This is a genomic window from Paenibacillus sp. GYB003 (assembly GCF_036577625.1).
Taxonomy (GTDB): domain Bacteria; phylum Bacillota; class Bacilli; order Paenibacillales; family NBRC-103111; genus Paenibacillus_AB.
In genome coordinates, this window is sequence record NZ_JARBDC010000049.1 from 1 (window position 1) to 16,332 (window position 16,332).

At 56.9% G+C, this 16,332-nt stretch carries 15 protein-coding genes; 7 read left to right on the forward strand and 8 right to left on the reverse strand.

Annotated elements, in window-relative coordinates:
- The first annotated feature begins 242 nt into the window (after positions 1 to 242).
- The 4 genes from PV407_RS16435 (at position 243) to corA (ending at position 5,744) form a co-directional block, all read left to right on the forward strand.
- Entirely contained in the window at positions 243 to 1,796 is a 1,554-nt protein-coding gene (locus PV407_RS16435; RefSeq protein WP_442951668.1) for a spore germination protein, read from the forward strand.
- 6 nt (positions 1,797 to 1,802) lie between these two features.
- Entirely contained in the window at positions 1,803 to 2,903 is a 1,101-nt protein-coding gene (locus tag PV407_RS16440; protein ID WP_332091005.1) for a GerAB/ArcD/ProY family transporter, read from the forward strand.
- Positions 2,864 to 4,015 (forward strand): Ger(x)C family spore germination protein, encoded by a 1,152-nt coding sequence (locus tag PV407_RS16445; RefSeq protein ID WP_332091006.1) that lies wholly within the window; start codon positions 2,864 to 2,866, stop codon positions 4,013 to 4,015. Before PV407_RS16440 ends, PV407_RS16445 begins: the two co-directional genes overlap by 40 nt.
- Before the next feature lie 793 nt (positions 4,016 to 4,808).
- Positions 4,809 to 5,744 (forward strand): magnesium/cobalt transporter CorA, encoded by a 936-nt coding sequence (gene corA, locus PV407_RS16450; protein WP_332091007.1) that lies wholly within the window; start codon positions 4,809 to 4,811, stop codon positions 5,742 to 5,744.
- A gap of 64 nt (positions 5,745 to 5,808) precedes the next feature.
- Here corA and PV407_RS16455 read toward each other — a convergent pair whose 3' ends face one another.
- Entirely contained in the window at positions 5,809 to 6,858 is a 1,050-nt protein-coding gene (locus tag PV407_RS16455) for an HRDC domain-containing protein (RefSeq protein WP_332091008.1), read from the reverse strand.
- Between the two features lie 789 nt (positions 6,859 to 7,647).
- Here PV407_RS16455 and PV407_RS16460 point away from each other — a divergent pair.
- On the forward strand, positions 7,648 to 8,319 hold the full coding sequence (locus PV407_RS16460) for a hypothetical protein (protein WP_332091009.1): 672 nt from the start codon (positions 7,648 to 7,650) through the stop codon (positions 8,317 to 8,319).
- A gap of 400 nt (positions 8,320 to 8,719) precedes the next feature.
- Entirely contained in the window at positions 8,720 to 9,019 is a 300-nt protein-coding gene (locus PV407_RS16465) for a DUF3055 domain-containing protein (protein WP_332091010.1), read from the forward strand.
- 26 nt (positions 9,020 to 9,045) lie between these two features.
- Here the strand turns inward: PV407_RS16465 and PV407_RS16470 are convergent, their stop codons facing one another.
- Complete coding sequence (locus tag PV407_RS16470) at positions 9,046 to 9,483, reverse strand: MarR family winged helix-turn-helix transcriptional regulator (RefSeq protein WP_332091011.1); 438 nt, start codon at positions 9,481 to 9,483, stop codon at positions 9,046 to 9,048.
- 173 nt (positions 9,484 to 9,656) lie between these two features.
- On the opposite strand from PV407_RS16470, the gene PV407_RS16475 reads away from it, so the two are divergent.
- A complete protein-coding gene (locus PV407_RS16475; protein WP_332091012.1) occupies positions 9,657 to 9,971 on the forward strand; it encodes a hypothetical protein in 315 nt (104 codons plus the stop codon).
- A gap of 10 nt (positions 9,972 to 9,981) precedes the next feature.
- Here PV407_RS16475 and PV407_RS16480 read toward each other — a convergent pair whose 3' ends face one another.
- The 6 genes from PV407_RS16480 to PV407_RS16505 all read right to left on the reverse strand — a co-directional run bounded on the left by PV407_RS16480 (position 9,982) and on the right by PV407_RS16505 (position 16,124).
- Positions 9,982 to 11,169: an MFS transporter gene (locus PV407_RS16480; protein WP_332091013.1), complete on the reverse strand. Its 1,188-nt coding sequence runs from the start codon at positions 11,167 to 11,169 to the stop codon at positions 9,982 to 9,984.
- A gap of 20 nt (positions 11,170 to 11,189) precedes the next feature.
- Positions 11,190 to 12,323, reverse strand: coding sequence for an MGDG synthase family glycosyltransferase (locus PV407_RS16485; protein WP_332091014.1), 1,134 nt, complete (start codon positions 12,321 to 12,323; stop codon positions 11,190 to 11,192).
- Positions 12,324 to 12,359: 36 nt separating this feature from the next.
- Positions 12,360 to 12,887, reverse strand: coding sequence for a phosphatase PAP2 family protein (locus tag PV407_RS16490; RefSeq protein ID WP_332091015.1), 528 nt, complete (start codon positions 12,885 to 12,887; stop codon positions 12,360 to 12,362).
- A 174-nt stretch (positions 12,888 to 13,061) separates the two neighbouring features.
- Positions 13,062 to 13,868: an alpha/beta hydrolase gene (locus PV407_RS16495; RefSeq protein WP_332091016.1), complete on the reverse strand. Its 807-nt coding sequence runs from the start codon at positions 13,866 to 13,868 to the stop codon at positions 13,062 to 13,064.
- Positions 13,869 to 14,706: 838 nt separating this feature from the next.
- Entirely contained in the window at positions 14,707 to 15,189 is a 483-nt protein-coding gene (locus tag PV407_RS16500) for a GNAT family N-acetyltransferase (protein ID WP_332091017.1), read from the reverse strand.
- A gap of 65 nt (positions 15,190 to 15,254) precedes the next feature.
- Positions 15,255 to 16,124, reverse strand: coding sequence for a 5'-3' exonuclease (locus PV407_RS16505; RefSeq protein WP_332091018.1), 870 nt, complete (start codon positions 16,122 to 16,124; stop codon positions 15,255 to 15,257).
- Positions 16,125 to 16,332 lie beyond the last annotated feature (208 nt).

Genomic DNA, 16,332 nt, shown 5'->3' on the forward strand with positions numbered 1-16,332 from the left:
CCAAGAGGCTCTGTATTCCCAGCACAACACCTATCATGAGGCCTTCTGGTGACGGGCGGCCTCCACACTACAAAAAGTGACATTTTTACTGCTCAGTTAAGGTGACATTTTCACAGACGCTTGACAGATGGGTGCGACGAATGGGTGCGGCTGCCGGTTCAGGAACGATTCGGGAATGGTCCGGGTGCCGCCCGGTCATACTAATTACGCTTAATCGACTGGGAACGGCGGTGAAGGAGAGCATGTTCGGCTTCATGAAAATGTTCAAACCGAAGCGTTATTCGCGGTATCGCCGCTCCGCGGCGCCTGCGGCGCCCGCGGAAACGAACGGCATGGCGGACGATGCCCCTGTAGGCCCGGATTTGAACGGTAATCTGGCCAGGCTGAAGCAATCGTTTCGCAACGCGACGGATTTGGTCGTACGCCGCTTTTTGGCGGCGCCCGACAAGACGCCCGCCGCGCTCGTTTACTTGGACGGGCTGACGGACAAAAACGCGGTGCTTAACAATGTACTGCGAAACTTGATCTACGAGCGGGCCGACCGCGATGTCGATTTTCGGACGTCCGTCGGAGGCGCCGTCGCCGCGGCGTCGTGGCCGGACATCGAGCACGCCGTATTAAGCGGCCAGAGCGTTTTGTTCGTCGACGGTCATTTCGAAGCGCTATTGATCGATACGCAAGGCTGGCCGCAAAGGGCGATCGAAGATCCGCAGCTGGAAGCGTCGCTTAAAGGCGCCCACCAAGGGTTCGTCGAAACGGCGATTCAGAACGTCGCCTTGATTCGGCGCTACATTCCGAACCGCGAGCTGCAGGTGAAAAAAATAAACGTCGGCGCCAGAGGAAAAGCCGCGGTCTACATCATATATTTGGCCGACGTGGCCAGTCCGGAGCTGCTCGCCGAGCTGGAGAAGCGAATAAGCGGCCTGAACGTCGACAACGTCATCAACACGGGCGAGCTGGCCGAACTGATCGAAGACAACCCGTATTCGCCGTTCCCTCAGTTTTTGCTCACGGAACGGCCGGATTCGGTCGCTTCGCAAATTTTGCAGGGCCGTTTCGCCGTCATCGTCGACCGTTCCCCGGCCGTGCTGGTCGCCCCCGCGACGTTCATCGCTTTTTTCCAAAGCGTGGACGATTACAGCACCCGATGGCTCGTCGCTTCGTTTATCCGTTTGCTTCGTTACGGCGCGCTGTTTATCGCCATGTTTTTGCCAGCCTTGTACGTCGCCCTCATTTCGTTCAATTACGAAGTCATCCCGATGGAAATGTTTTTTTCCATCGCCGAAACGAGGGAGCGGGTCCCGTTCTCGCCCGTTATGGAAGCTCTTCTGATGGAAATTACGCTGGAAATGATGCGCGAAGCGGGTATCCGGCTGCCCGCGCCGATCGGCCAAACGGTCGGCATCGTCGGGGGGATCGTCATCGGGCAGGCGGCGGTTCAGGCGGGTATCGTCAGCAACATCATGGTCATCATCGTCGCCTTGACGGCGATCGCGTCGTTTATCGTGCCGAGCTACGACATGGGCGCGGCGATCCGGCTGCTCCGCTTCCCGATGATGCTGCTCGCCGCCACGTTCGGCCTTGTCGGGCTGGTCATCGGCTGGGCGACCGTCCTCGCCCACCTCGTCGGGTTGACCTCGCTTGGGGCGCCCTACGGCAGTCCGCTCGCGCCGTTTCGTTTCACCGATCTGAAAGATACGCTCGTCCGCTTTCCGATCTGGACGATGATTACCCGGCCGAAAAGCATGGAAACGACTCAATCCGTCCGCCAAGGAAAAAATCGGGGCAAAAGGTGAAAGCCATTGAAGAAGGAACCGTCCGATCAAATTACGATTATGCAGTATGTATTCATCATCAACGGGTTTCAAGTAGGCGTCGGCGTATTGTCCCTGCCGCGGGAAGTAGCGGAGAAGGCGGGAACGGACGGGTGGATGGCGATCGTCTTAAGCTGGCTCGTCGGCATTTTGGCCGGCTATGCATGGATCAAGGCGATGGAAAAATATCCGGAGCTCACGCCTTTCGAGCTGTTTCCCCGCCTGTTCGGAACCGTAATCGGAAAAATCGTCATCGCCGGCTACGTCGTTTATTTCGGCTTTTACAGCTTCCTGATCCAAGTGAAATCGATGCTTTACATCAAAGCGTGGCTTTTGCCGAAAACGCCGGATTTCGTTATCGTATCGTTATTTGCTCTCCCGACCTTGCTGATCGTTCGGTCGAGAGTTCGCATTTTGGGCCGCTTTAGCGAGCTGATTTTTTATATGACGACATGGATGCTGTTCATCGTCCTCATTCCGATCAAGGACGGTTCGGTTTTGCATTTGCTGCCTTTTTTCAAGGAAGGGCTCTCCCCCATTATCCAGGCTATGGGCGTGACGATCTATTCCATGGTCGGATTCGAGATCAGCGGTTTTCTTTATCCGTACCTTCAAAATAAAAAGTATGCCGTTCGCGGCATGATCGCGGCGAATACACTGACGATGCTCACGTATTTGTTCGTAACGATCGCATGCTTCATTTATTTCAGTCCGGCGGAAGTGACGGAATACAATCAGCCTGTGCTCAACTTGCTGAAAGTGATCGAATTCCGTTTTCTGGAGCGGTTCGACATGGTTTTTTTCGCTGTCTATTTGCTCGTCGTATCCACAGCATGGATGCCGGTCCTTTATTTTTGTTCGATCGGTTCCGCCATGGTTTTCGGCAAGCAAAATCATGTACCGTTTGCATTCGCCGGAATGGCGGCGATTATCGCAATAACCTTGCTCGTTCACCCGAACTGGTTTCATGCCGACGCCTGGCAAAAATTATTGTCGAAATCCGCAATCGGCATGGCTTACGTCTTTCCCGTGCTGCTATGCGGCTATATATGGATTTACAGGAAGGCGAAACGGAGGGGGTCCCATTGACGCGCAAAGCCGCTTTATGCTGCTCTCTGCTGGTCGCGGCCGTAACGCTGTCCGGCTGCTTCGACCAAACCAATATCGAGGACGTAACGCTGGCCCTGATCGTCGGAATGGATGTGGATGATAAAGGCCGTATCACGGTATACGAATCGAGCCCCGTCTTTAACCGCGAGGCGAAAGACAAGGAGGAGGAATTCGAGGTCAAGGCGTTTACTTTGCGGCATTCGAGGGACCGGTTCGACTCCATGGTCATGGGACTGACGACCGCAAGCAAAACGCATGCAATTTTGGTCAGCAAACGGTTCATGGAGCAACCGGACTGGACGCGCTACCTGGACCCGTTTTTGCGCGACGCCAAAAACTCGGTCACCTCGTTCGTCTTGGCCGTGGACGGCCCCGTCTCGGACATTATCAAATACAGTCCGAAAGACAAGCCCCGCCTCCCGTTGTATTTGACGAAATTGCTCCAAACCGCCACCCGAAGAAACGTGTCGATCGATACGAAGCTTCGCGAGTTTCACAGACAAATGGTCGAACCGGGCATAACGCCGAGCATTACCGAAATCAAAATCAACAAAATATTGGAAATCGCCGGAACGGCGCTGCTTGACGAAAAAGGAGCGTACAAGCTGACGATCGACTCCCAACAAAACAAGCTGCTCCAAATGATGCAGCACCGAACGGACGGAGATTTTTCGCTGACGCTCTCCGCCCCCCCTTCGCTTGCCGGGACCGATTCGGAGATGAACAAGTTCAGCTTCAGCGTGCAGCGCATGAAGGTCAAAACGAAAGCGAGGTACGATCAAACGTTCGTTTTCGATATCGACGTCAAAATGACCGTGGGCATTTCGGAGAAGCTTTTTCCGTTCGACCTGCGAAAAAACTACAAGAAGCTGGAGAAAGACTTGAACAAGCAGCTGCAATCGCAGTTCAACAGCCTGGTCCGAAAAATCCAGAAAGCACGGATCGATCCGATCGGACTCGGCCTTTACGCGAGAGCGTACGCCTATCCCGAATGGAAGAAGGTTCAGGACCGTTGGGGCGAAGCGTTGTCCGAATCGGTCGTCAACGTGAAGGTTACGACGCAGATTGCCGCGATGGGAACGATCAAATGACGCATGCTGCGAATCGGAAACGCCCCCGCCTCCGGACAGGGCGCACCATCCGTCCCCCCGCATCATACGATGAGGTAGATTCTTGCTCCGGAGACGCCCGGGCCATCTTGTGCGCGAAGGGCCGGAGCGTTATACTAGACAAGGATCTCGTTCCGTTTCAAGCGGCCGATCGCCCGGGAACGGTTCCAACGTTTTAACATCGAAATCGATATTAAAGGGGTGAACGATGCATGGACGGGGACCGACCCAGACCGACGACGACTCAACTGAATAGCCGGACGGCAGATCGGTTTGCGCCGATGCATCTTCGCCATTCCATATCCGCTGCAACCTTCCGGGCTTAACGGGCATTGCCGCGCCGCATATGTCCCGCCCCGTCATTTCCCCCGAGCACGGTCGAGCTTGCGGACCTTCAGCCTTCGCGGACCGGAAACGCTTCGTCGTGAGGCTTCTCCCGTACGAAAGCTTGTTCCCGCGCGGCAACCGGTCCCGGACCATTGCGTTCCGAGATGAACCAAGCGCAACCCTTTCTGTCGTTCCTTGGCGATGAAACGAATCGTTTGCCGCGTCTATGTTGGCCATTCCTGTAGTTATGTTGGCCTGCCGGCAGCATGCGGGGCGTCAAATTCGACATGACCTTCGCCGCCAAAGCGGCATCGTTGCGGCGTCCTTTCCGCACCGCGCGTTGTTTTTCCCGCTGTCCTTGGTTTCGCGAGCCATGTCTCGCAGGCGCCCCGCTCAATCGCACGGTGACATCCCCCAATTCGGGGAACACTGCTAAGGGGTGAGACAGATGAAGGTACGTCTCGTACAAAACGGACTGTTTACGCAAATCGACGATATTTCGGCGGCGCTTGCGCCTCCGTCGGGCGGTTTTTATTGGATCGACGCCAACCTGGATGACCTGGAAACGCTGCAGCCCATGTTCCAGCTGCACGATTTGGCCGTGGAAGACTGCTTGAACGACGAGGAGCAGCGGCCGAAGCTCGAGCTGTACGACTCGCACTATTTTATCGTTATTAACAGCATCCGCTTCGACGACGAAGAAATCTTTTTGCGCGCGCTCAACATCTTTTTGTTCAAGCACGCGATCATTACCGTCACCCGGCAAAAAATCAACGAAATCCGTTCGATCAAGCCGGTGCTGTGGGAAGAAGAAGTCAACTCGCCGGACCGGTTTCTGTACCATCTCGTCGACCTGGTCGTCGACAACTATTTCTCGGTCGGAGACCGCATCGAGGCGCGAATCGAGACGCTCGAGGAAGATATTCTCGTGCATACGAAAAAATCGCACCTGAACGAAATTATCGGACTGCGCAGCGAAATATTGTGGCTGAAAAAAATGCTCGTGCCGCAGCGCGATCTGATCTGGGCGCTCAACAAAAAGGAGCTTCGGCTCATCGACGACGAGCTGCAAAAATATTTCGGCGACATTCACGAAAACGCCGTAAAAATAACCGAGGAATTCGAAACGTTCCGCGATCTGATGGGCAACTTGCGCGAGGCGTACCAGTCCAGCCTGTCGAACCGGACGAACGAAATCATGCGCATCTTTACGGCGCTGACGACGATTTTCATGCCGATGACGATCATTACCGGCATCTACGGCATGAACTTCGACAATATGCCCGAGCTGCATACGGCTCACGGCTATTATGCGGTGCTCGCGGTCATATTGGGCGTCGGCTTATCGATGTTTTGGTTTTTCAAAAAAAAGAATTGGTTTTGATGAACCGGAGGCTGTCTCGCTCAACGAAGACAGCCTTTTTTCCTGCCGGAAAACGGTATGCGGCTCACGCCGATTCGGACCGCTCGTGCCGTTCGCCGGCTTCCGCCCCGGGCGGCTCGGAAATGTCGATGTTCGCGCCGCGGTACCGGATGCGCAGCAGGCGCAGCCATTCGTAGGCGCGGCTCAGCGCTTTCTCGTCCAGCTTTTTCTCGTCGTACAGCTTTTGCAAAATCGGACGCAAATACCGGCCGCCGGTTTTGGCGAACGCGCTCCACGCCTGCTCGACGAGCTGCGGCGGAACGGTTTCCAGTTCGGCGGCGATCAGCGGCTCCAGGTCGTAGCCTTCCTTGTCCAGCTCCTCGATGCACGTTACGAGCTCGCGGCGGGAGGCGGCAAACAGCGGCTCCATCTCGTCCAACGTTTTTCCGGCGCGAATCGCTTCCAGCAGCTTCCGCTTCAGCTCCCGCTTGCTCGTTGCGCCATTGCGCCGCTCCTCCTGCTTGTCTTTGGCCCACTGCTCGGCCGCGGCTCCGTCGACCGCCTCTTCGACCCAATCGAGCGGAAACGCCGTTTGGCGGTCGACCGCCGCCGTCAGGGCGAGCAGGTCTTGGCCGTACAGGCCGGCCTTATACTCGCCGAAGCCGGGAATTTGCAGCAGCTCGTCCATCGTTTGCGGCTTGAACGCGCTGACGAGCTTCAGCAGCCGGTTCGATGCGACGATGAAAGCGGATTTACCTTCGTTCGCCGCCTGCCCGTTGCGCCAGCGGCGCAGCGCCTCGAACAGCGCGTCGTCCGCGTGCTGCTCGGCGTAATAGTCAAGCTTGCGCAAGAAGGCGGCCCTTCCGGCGGACGCCTGCTCCCGCCCCGCCGCAAATTCCACGAGCGGCCGGTAGCCGGCCTGGCGCTTTTCCGACAGCCGCGCCCGGAACTCGGCGATCATTTGCTCCCACTCCGTTCCTTTGTACCAGCTTTCCTGCGCCGGTATGCCCGTCTTTCCGGGCTCGTGCCACCAAACATGCCATTCTCCGAATTCTTCGGCGATGGACAGCTGCGCCGTCACGACGCCTTCTTGCTCGCCCTCTTTCTCGAACCGGTTCAGAAATACAAGATTCACGATGACTCCTCCTTCGGTTTTTGCGGCAACAAAAAAAGCACCGCTTCCACGCAAGTAGAAGAGGTGCTTCCTCGGCCGTTCCAATATTTGGTTCTTCTTTAGCATACCATAAGGAGCGGCACGTTGCAATACGTTCGGCGATCCGCTCCAGCGGATCGCGGCGGAGCGGCACGGGCGCGAATGTCGGGCGCTTCGGCCTCAGCGAAGCGTCGGGCGCCCTCCGGCGCTGTGCGTTTGGCGACGATCAGGCGGTTCGCCAAGCGGGTCGAGCTTTTCGGAGTAGCTACGGCTCATTCGCTCTATTCGTTCAGACGTCCTCAGCCCGCAAGCTGAGTTTAGCCGGAATAGCTCCGGCTCATTCGATACCAGCAGCTCGAATAACAACCGGAATAGCTCCGATTCATTCCACTCCCTATTCCGGCTCCCGTGCCAGCCAAGCGGCTCGTGCTTTGCCGGAAAACCTCCTGTTAATGACGCTTTTCGTAAGGAGTAGCTCGAACGAACTGGAAATCCTCCCGCTAAATCGGGGAAGAATCGGTAAAACATGCGGTCCGCACAAATTTATCGGGACGTTTTCCAGTTAAAAGGTCCCGGAACGGGAAAAACACAAATTTAGCTGGAGGTTTTCCAGTCTTTTGGATCGAGTCCGAATGGAACTTGTTCCACGTACTTCCAAACCGGACCGACATGCAGTATAATCGAAAACAAAGGCGACGAAGAACGTCCCGTACCATTTTCGACGAATGGAACGGGGCGTTTTTATGTTTACCGGATACAAGGAGGGAATATATGACCTTCGAAGAAGCGCACGAGGCTTTCATAACCCGCCATTTGGAGAAAAGGACCGGCGAACGGCGAGGCCGGTTGGAAAGAGGGCATCGGCACGGAGAGTCGCTGTTTTTGAGCAATGTTTGGTGGCCGCTTCTCGGCAATTTGGAGCATCTTCACCCGGAATACGAGGTGCTCGATTGGCGGGGGAGATCTTACTTTGCCGATTTCGCCTGGCTTCCGGGGCATGTAAAGCTATTATTCGAAATCAAAGGCTTCGCCTCGCACGTACGCGACATGGACCGGCAATCTTATTGCAGGGAATTGAATCGCGAGACGTTTCTTCACGCGCTGGGATTTCATGTCGTTTCCTTTGCGTATGACGATGTCGAGCAACGCCCCGAGCTATGCATGATGCTGCTTCGCCTGGTGTTGAACCGGTATCAGCCGAGCTCGGCGCCCGTTTCGCGGGCAATACTCGCCGAGAAAGAAATCGTCCGTCTTGCAATCCGGCTCGCCGGGCCGATTCGGCCGAAAGATGTGGAGCACCATTTCGGGATCGATCATAAAACGGCAGTGCTGATGCTGAAAAAGCTTTGCCTGAAAGGCTGGATTCGGCCTGCCCATCGCGCAAGCGGAAAAAGGATCGTTCGGTACGAACTCGCTCGGAACGCGGCAGACTTTTTGGATTAACGGGAAAATATCCCGTTCATAAACGATTTCTCTCCCTTTCCGGCCAACTTAAATGGAAAATCGCACGCTAATATCCTTATAAATCATGTGATTTAAAACCAATCGACGAAATAGCGGGAGGTTTTCCAACTAGCTTTGTCCGATGCAACGTTGAAGTCAGATTAGATGGAGCTTTTCCAGCTAGCGTGTACGGTTCATGCGGGGTTATGGGCGGAGCCATGTACAGGTTCATGCAGAGTCCCGGCGGTGCATGCGCGGTTCCACGCCCGCACGGTCCGACACATGCCGGCCCCTCATTTGGGGGCCGTTCGATGCGGACCAATCCCGCGCCTTTTTGCCGATCCGGCCGCGTTCATGTATAATCGATTTAAACCATTCCAGACGACACGGAGGCATCGGCATGTCCGCCAATTCATTCGATTTTTTATACGACCATACGGAAGATACGCGAACGCGGTTCGTCTGCTTCATAACGCCGTCGCTGCAGCGGTTCGACTTGGCGCTGACGACGACGAGCCGGTTTTACGGCAAACAGCTCGTCACCGACATCCAGTCCGGCAAAACGGCGATTATCGGCCCCGACGATTTGGATGAAGCGGGGTATTTGGAATATGTGTTCAAGCTGTCCGAGGAGGACGCGGAACATTTGCGCAGCTTTTTGACCGAAGTGGTCGGCATGATCAATTTCACGGACATCTAAATCGGCCCCCGAAAGGAAAGCGGAGCTTACTTGTCCAACCGTTCCATATTCGCGATAAGCTTGCGGTAGCAGCCGATGAGCAGCTCGATTTCCGTCTCGGTGAAGTTCGTCCACATTCCCTCCGACACGACTTTGTACTTGTCGATCATTTGCTGGACGATGCGCTCGCCTTCGTCCGTAATTTGCAAAAAAGTGGTCCGGCGGTCGTTTTCCGGAACGATCCGTTCGATATATCGTTTTTTGACGAGCTTGTTGGACAAATTCGTGACCGCCGACAATGTAACGTCCATCGCTTCGGCGATGCGGGAGCATGACTGCCGCCCTTCCTTCTTGACGATTTGCAGCAGCCGGTATTGGGAATCCGTCAAATCGTAGCGCGCCAATAGTTTCGAAAATCCGCCGACAAACCGGGCCATATGCGTCGCATACAGCTCCGACAGCTCCGTCTTCTTCGGGTCCAGCACAGCGATTCCCCCCTCGTTCGTTTCGTTCCTCCCAATTCTACGAACTGAACTATTCCTATAGTCTACCGTTTATCCGCCGAGCAAGCAAACGATTGAAACGAACGCTCGACATAAAAACAATCCTCCCGAGGAACAATGTAACGTAAACATCGTTCCAAAGGAGGATTTTCGCCATGTCCCGCCGCGACGGGCAAAAGCCCGAAAAAACCGAAGGATTTTTGAAGGAATTCCGAAGCAAATATACCGATTTGGCCACGGTCGAATCGCAGCGCAACGATCTGACGGCCGAAGAATTCCCGGAAGGCCCGTACGGAGCGGCGCTCGAACGCGAGACGCTCGGCAAAAGCTCGCCGTGGCGCGAAGATCAACGTTCGCCGAACACGTATTCCTACGAAAACCGCGATTTGCACGAAGGGCTCGATCGCGGCGGCTATCCGGCCGAGCACGAAACGCACGACGAATCCGGGGACGAATATCCGGTCGATTGACGGATGTCCGTCAATCCGCCGCCTTCCCCGGAATCAACCGGCCCTGCGGCACAAGCAAATAAAACAAAGCGATCGCCGCGAGCAGGCAGGCGCTTACCGCTACCGTCACCGTCTCGTTGAATCGCCCGGCGACCCACCCGCCGAGCATCGGTCCGATCATGACGCCGATCCCTTCGATGCTGGACAAAACGCCCCAGCCCGTTCCTTTTTGCTCGTTCGGCACGAAGGTGGACAGCACCGCGTTCCACGACGGCAGCACGATCGCGTAGGAGAGGCCGAGCACCGAAGCGAGCAGCATCGTCGACGGCAAGCCCGACGACGACAGCAGCATGATCAGCGCGGCGGCCAAGCCGAAAAAGCCGGCGACGAGAAACCGTCGATGTCCCCATCTGTCGGACAGCCGCCCCATCGGAATCAATCCGGCCGCGGTCACGACCCCGCCCACGATCAAAACGAGCGAATACCCCGAATAGTCGAGTCCGAGCTGATTCGTCGCGAACGTCGGCAGGACGGGCACGAGCAGCCCGGCCGCCGCCGTTTGCAGCACCATGCCGGGAACGAGCGGCTTCATCAGCGTGAGCCGCCCTTTCAGCTGCTTCAGCTGGTCCTTGAGCGAAACGGTCGGAAGCGCGGACACCGCTTCGAATTTGGAGCGAAGCGCAATCCCCCAGCCGACGATCAGCAAAGCCATGAGCAGCCAGAACGACAAAGCGTATCCTTGATCCATAACGAAGTTAAGCGCAATCGGTCCGGCGCCGAGACTGGCCAGCCATACCGTATAAATCGCTCCCATCTGCGACCCGCGCCCTTGATCCCGGATCGAGCTGAGGCAAATGAGCCAAACGGGCGAGCCGCCGATGCCGAGCAGCACCGCGCCGACGACGAGCAACCAAGGCTGATGGCCGTAAAAAACGGCCCACAAGCCGGCCAGCGACGCCGCAAATGACAAATGAAGCATCAAACGCGACGAAAACCGGTCCAACAAGTAGCCGGCCGCCACCTTGACGCCGGTGTCGGCCAAATAGTGAATCGAAACGGCTAGTCCGACGGCCGTCAGCGATATGCCGAGATGGCCTACCGCATAGGCCGGTAAAAAAGAAATGAGCAGCGCGCTGCGTACAAATTCAATCACGAACAGCATGGACGATAAACGAATGAAATGGGGTGTCCAGGTCGCGGATCGCTTTGCTGTAGTCATTCGCTCATCTTCGCCTCCTGCTATAACCGAATATATTGTTTTTTGTTGGCTCTCGGCTTGGCCGGCCGTCCGAGCGAACGCTCGACCGCTTTGACGATTTCGTCGGCCGCCCGCCCTTCGCGGCGGAGCGATTCGCCGCCGGCCGCTTCCCCCCCGCCCTCCAAAATGCGGCGGGCCTGCCCGGCCATCTGCTCGATGCTGTGCGAGATGGAGGCGTATCCTTTCGACTCCAGGTAAATGGCGTTTTCTTTCTCCTGTCCCGGAAACGGCTTGTAAAGCAGCGTCGGAATGCCGATTTGGATCGCTTCGGACAGCGTGACGCCGCCCGCCTTCGTTACCATGCACGAAGCGCCCCGCATCAGCCTGTCGACACGCTCGACATAGCCGAATACGCGAACGTTCGGGTGCCCCGCGAACGTTTCCTCGAGCTCTTTCCGGAGCGATTCGTTCCGCCCGCAAACGATCGACACGCCCGTTCCGTCAAACTCGAGCAGCCGCATCGTCATCGAGCGAATATCGCGCAGCACGCCGAACGCGCCCGCCATAATGAGAACGGACTTGTCTCGCGGCGAACGGCCCTCCTCCCCGTCGTAAAACGAATCCCGGATCGGGATGCCGGTCACCGATATGCGCCGTTCGGGCACGCCGCGCTCCACCATCGCCCGCTTCAGATCGTCGGTCGCCACAAAAAAAAGATCCGGACTCGAGGAAAGCCAGCGATTGTGCAGCGTAAAATCGGTTACGACGGTAAACGTCGGAATCGCGATGCCGCGTTTGCGCACATGCTCGAACACTCCGCTGAACGGAAACGTGCTGACGAGCGCAACCGGATTTTCGCTGCGCAGCAATTCGCTCAGCTTGCGCAATCCCCATGTCCCGAGCCATTTCGACATCATCCCGTCCTGCTTCATGTCGCGGGTCAAATAATAGCTCCAGCCGTAATAATCGAGGCCCAGCCCGGACAACGCCGGACTTTGCGCGTACAAAAATTTCGAGAACGCGTTCATCGCCGGGTGCGCCTCCCGGAATAGGTCGACGATCCGGACGTTATCGAATCCGAACTGGCCGAATTTGCGCTCCAGCGTTGCGGATACTTGCACATGTCCGTCGCCATAGCCGGCGCTTAGAATGACAATGGTTCCGTTTCGCCGCATCGTCTGCTCCTCCTAGCATGAAACGCCGCCCGGCCGTTAAATGACCGAGACGGCCAAGATCGATACGAAAGTGCCGATGAAACAGCCGGCTATGCAATCCGAAGGATAATGAAGACCCAAATACATCCGCGACATCCCTACCGTCGCCGCCAGCGGAATGACGAGCAGCGAAAGCCAAGCCGAAGCAAGGGCGAACGGCACGAATACGGAAAACGCGGCGGTCGTATGTCCGGACGGAAACGACGGGTCCTTGAGCGGCTTCGGTCCCGTAATGACTTCCCGCATCGCCATATACGGCCGAACGCGATCGACCTTCCTTTTGATAATCACCGCTACGAGATGGCTGATCGTCAAGGAGACGAGGCTTTTCCAGCCGACGCTTCTCCACGGCTCCGAAGCGAACAGGACGAACGCCAGCACGAACGATATCGTGAACAAGGCTCCCCCCAGATGAGTGAACCATCCGAACAGCCGATCCAGGGCGCTGTGCCGAATCGTGCGGTTGCACCACCGGAACAGCCGGCTGTCCCATTCCCGCAAATGCGGATAAATACGTCTCGTCACACGACGGAGCCCCTTTCTTTCCGCTTTCGAATCCTCCTAACGATTATATCTCTATCATACCGAAAACGGCTATCGAAGGGAACCGGTCTTACAGTCGGTTTTGTTCCAAGTCCTAAGTCCAGCAAAAAAGCGCCGGGCAGACCGTCGATTCGTCTACCGGGCGCCGCTTTCCGTTTAGCCGATCTTGTTCTCGATGCGGGCCAGGAAACGGTCCATCTCGTCCAAGGCTTGTTTCTGTAAGGCGTTGACCACGTCGTAAAAAAAGCCGTGCGCGGCTTCCGGATACAAAACGACGTCGGACGTCGCGCCGGCCGCCCGAAGCTTGTCGCACATTTCGTAAACGTAACGGTGCGGAAAAAATTGCTCCTTGCCGACGATCAGAAACAAAAAGTCGGGGGCTCCCGGACTCACGTACAAATCGGGCGAAGCGCGGCGAAACGCCTCTTCCGACGACGCATCGTCGTAAGACGCCCCGACGAGCCGCTCCATGCTCGCGCGAATGTCCGGATGCATGTCCGGCCATCCGACGAGCGTTCCCGGTCCGTTCACCGAGATGCACCCGGACGGCTTGCGCCAATCGGCCGCGATGCGCTCGTCGCTCGTCCAAACGGAAGGATCGGTCAGCGACAGCAGCGAAACGAGATGCGCGCCGGCCGAGCTGCCCGTCACGACGATGCGGCTCACTTCGGGATAATGCTCGCGAAGATAGGCGTCGAATCGGGCGTAGCCGGTTACGACGTCGTCCATTTTCTCGGCCAATCGCGTCGCCTTGTCCGTTCGGTAGCCCGCCGAGGCGCAAACGTAGCCGAGCCCGGCGAAGCGGTTCAAATGCTTGCGGTAAATGTCGCGGCTGCTCGAATACCAGCCTCCTCCGTGAACGTAGAACAAGGCGGTGTCGGAGCGGACGGCGGACGGAAGCGCGACGTCGACGCCTCTCGGGTCCGCGGGGAGCTTGTCATAGTAAAGGGTATGAAGCTGCATGGCGGAACATTCCTTTCGCTTTTGGGGTAACGGCGAATAGCGGCCGATGGGCATGATGTAGTGCGCCTGCAATAACTGAGCCTGCAATAACTGCTGATGTACAAACTGATGTATATATAACGCAGTTACACAAAAAACGAACAATCCATACTCCAACTCTTTTCAAAAACACGATAATCGATTGCAGGCGCGCTGTCAATCGCAATTAAATGTACATCACTATACATCAAATTCTCAGGAGGTATACGGCAAAACGAAAGGAACTGTTCCAAAAGGGAGGCTCGATGAATAGGAGGAGGCGATGCCAAAAAAACGATACTCCGGCAGAGGTCGAAACCTCGCCGGAAAGTGCGAAGCCGGAGGTTGAACGGACGCCGCGTCCTCCTCCGGTTCCCTCCAAGCTTCCGCGAACGGCTTTCGCCTTCACTTCGCTTCTTCCGGTTTTCGGACATACGGCTAACGAACCGACGATCGTTATCGGAGCTGAATGCGGGGGTTTGAATTTGTAACGAACTTCGGTAACGTTATTGCCCGCGATTCGGATCGTTTTCTTCCCTTTTCGGCTCGATAACGCTGCACGGATTCGTAAGCCTTAAAAAACGGTCGTTTTCCCGCCGATAAGCATCGTAAGATTCGTCAGCATCGATCCGGATCCGCCCGGTTGCCGCGGATCCCCTGTATGACGCGCTTCCGGAAAAACGAAAAAATGAGAGAGCCCCGGCATCGGAGCGGAGGGGGCAGCAAACAAAGGCGGGAGCCGCGCTCCCGCCTCATTTCATATGGAAAGCTTCCGAACGAACCGTTCTCGAAGCCGCCGGGCTTCCGAGCACAGCCCCGCCTATTCCTGAACCTTCTTCAGCATCCCTTTATACACGCCCGGCACCGAGCCTTCGATCGGAATCGCCCCGACCGCCTTGTTGTAAAATTCCGTCGGACCGGCTCCGCCGATAATCGCGTACGCGTACCCTTCGTCGTACAGGCCGTGCATGCAGGCGAGCAGCAGCGCTTTGCCGACGCCTTTGCCCCGCATGGACGGATCGACGCCGGTCGGGCCGAAGTAGTTTTTGCGGGTCGCTTCGTAGCAGCCGAAGCCGACGACTTTGCCGTCCTGTGTCGCGATAAAGCACGAAACCGGCTGGCGGGAAAACGCCACGTCGACTTCGCTTTCCCAATGCTCGTTGAACGTGCGGCGCACCCATTCTTTTACGATATGCTTCTCCGGAGCGAGCCCGCGGCGAATGTCGATTCCTTCCGCCGCCAGCTTGTTGATGATCGTCGTTTTTTCGGGCAATTCGTACAGCTTTACGAGCATATCCGGCATAATGGTTTCCTCCAGCATGTTGGTATCGGTTGGGTGTATGTAGCCTGGGACCGCCTCGGCCCGGGTCAGCCGATTTGCTGAGCGAGTCCTTTAAATTCCAGCTCCTCGAACTTCTCGCGCAGCCGGAGCAGGTCGGGAGACGAGACGCAGTCGCCCAGCGGGCATTCGACCGGTACGTCGCAGCGGATCGTCGCCAAGTCGCGGGACAAATGCAGCATGTCGAGCGACGCTTCGATTTTTTTGCGCACGCCGGCGGCTACCGAATCGAGGGCGGCGAGAATGCCGTCGATGTCGCCGTATTCGGCGAGCAGCTTGAGCGCCGTTTTCTCCCCGATCCCTTTGACGCCCGGGTAATTGTCGCTCGTGTCGCCGGTGAGCCCCTTCAGCTCGATCACCTGGCGAGGCGTCAGTCCGCGCTCCGCAAGCAGCGCCGCTTCGTCGTAAACGGCGTAATTGGACGGGCCTTTCTTCATGATGACGACGTGCACCCGCTCGGCCACGATTTGCAGCAAATCGTGATCCCCCGTGAGCGCGAACACGTGCGCTCCTTCCTCCGCGTAGCGCCGCGCCAACGTGCCGATGCAATCGTCCGCCTCGTAGCCGCGCAGCCCGACGTTCGGCACGCCGAAGCTGTCGACCACTTCCTTGACGAGATCGAATTGGGGAATCAAATCGTCCGGCGGCGCCTCGCGGTTTCCTTTATAATCCGCGTACTGCTCGGTGCGGAACGTCGTGCTTCCCATATCCCAGCAGCAGACGACGTGCGTCGGCCGAAACCGCTTGACGGCGTCGGTAAAATATTTGACGAACCCGTGCACCGCGTTGGTGGGCAGCCCGGCGCTCGTTCGTTTGATATATCCGCTGTATGCGCTGGCGTAATAGGCGCGAAACAACAGCGCCATGCCGTCCACAAGCAGCACGATGCGGTCGCTCATCTTCGGTCGTCCCCTTCCGCGAACGTCGCTCGGTCGGCCGAAGCCGGCTTCGCGCGCTTTCTCTATCGACATTCTATCGGTCTATCACTTTGCCATTATAGCATATTTGTGCCGACTGTGGATGCCGATTCCACCGGGCGCCGAAACGATGAACACGATTTCCCATCCGGCCGGAGACCGGGACAATCGCTTCCCGGAGCGAATCCCG

Bases quoted from the DNA above. Each gene is read 5' to 3' on its own strand.
- PV407_RS16435 (WP_442951668.1), top strand. From the start codon at position 243: ATGTTCGGCTTCATGAAAATGTTCAAACCGAAGCGTTATTCGCGGTAT.
- PV407_RS16445 (WP_332091006.1), top strand. From the start codon at position 2,864: ATGGATTTACAGGAAGGCGAAACGGAGGGGGTCCCATTGACGCGCAAA.
- corA (WP_332091007.1), top strand. From the start codon at position 4,809: ATGAAGGTACGTCTCGTACAAAACGGACTGTTTACGCAAATCGACGAT.
- PV407_RS16460 (WP_332091009.1), top strand. From the start codon at position 7,648: ATGACCTTCGAAGAAGCGCACGAGGCTTTCATAACCCGCCATTTGGAG.
- PV407_RS16465 (WP_332091010.1), top strand. From the start codon at position 8,720: ATGTCCGCCAATTCATTCGATTTTTTATACGACCATACGGAAGATACG.
- PV407_RS16475 (WP_332091012.1), top strand. From the start codon at position 9,657: ATGTCCCGCCGCGACGGGCAAAAGCCCGAAAAAACCGAAGGATTTTTG.
- PV407_RS16480 (WP_332091013.1), bottom strand. From the start codon at position 11,169: ATGACTACAGCAAAGCGATCCGCGACCTGGACACCCCATTTCATTCGT.
- PV407_RS16485 (WP_332091014.1), bottom strand. From the start codon at position 12,323: ATGCGGCGAAACGGAACCATTGTCATTCTAAGCGCCGGCTATGGCGAC.
- PV407_RS16495 (WP_332091016.1), bottom strand. From the start codon at position 13,868: ATGCAGCTTCATACCCTTTACTATGACAAGCTCCCCGCGGACCCGAGA.
- PV407_RS16500 (WP_332091017.1), bottom strand. From the start codon at position 15,189: ATGCCGGATATGCTCGTAAAGCTGTACGAATTGCCCGAAAAAACGACG.
- PV407_RS16505 (WP_332091018.1), bottom strand. From the start codon at position 16,124: ATGAGCGACCGCATCGTGCTGCTTGTGGACGGCATGGCGCTGTTGTTT.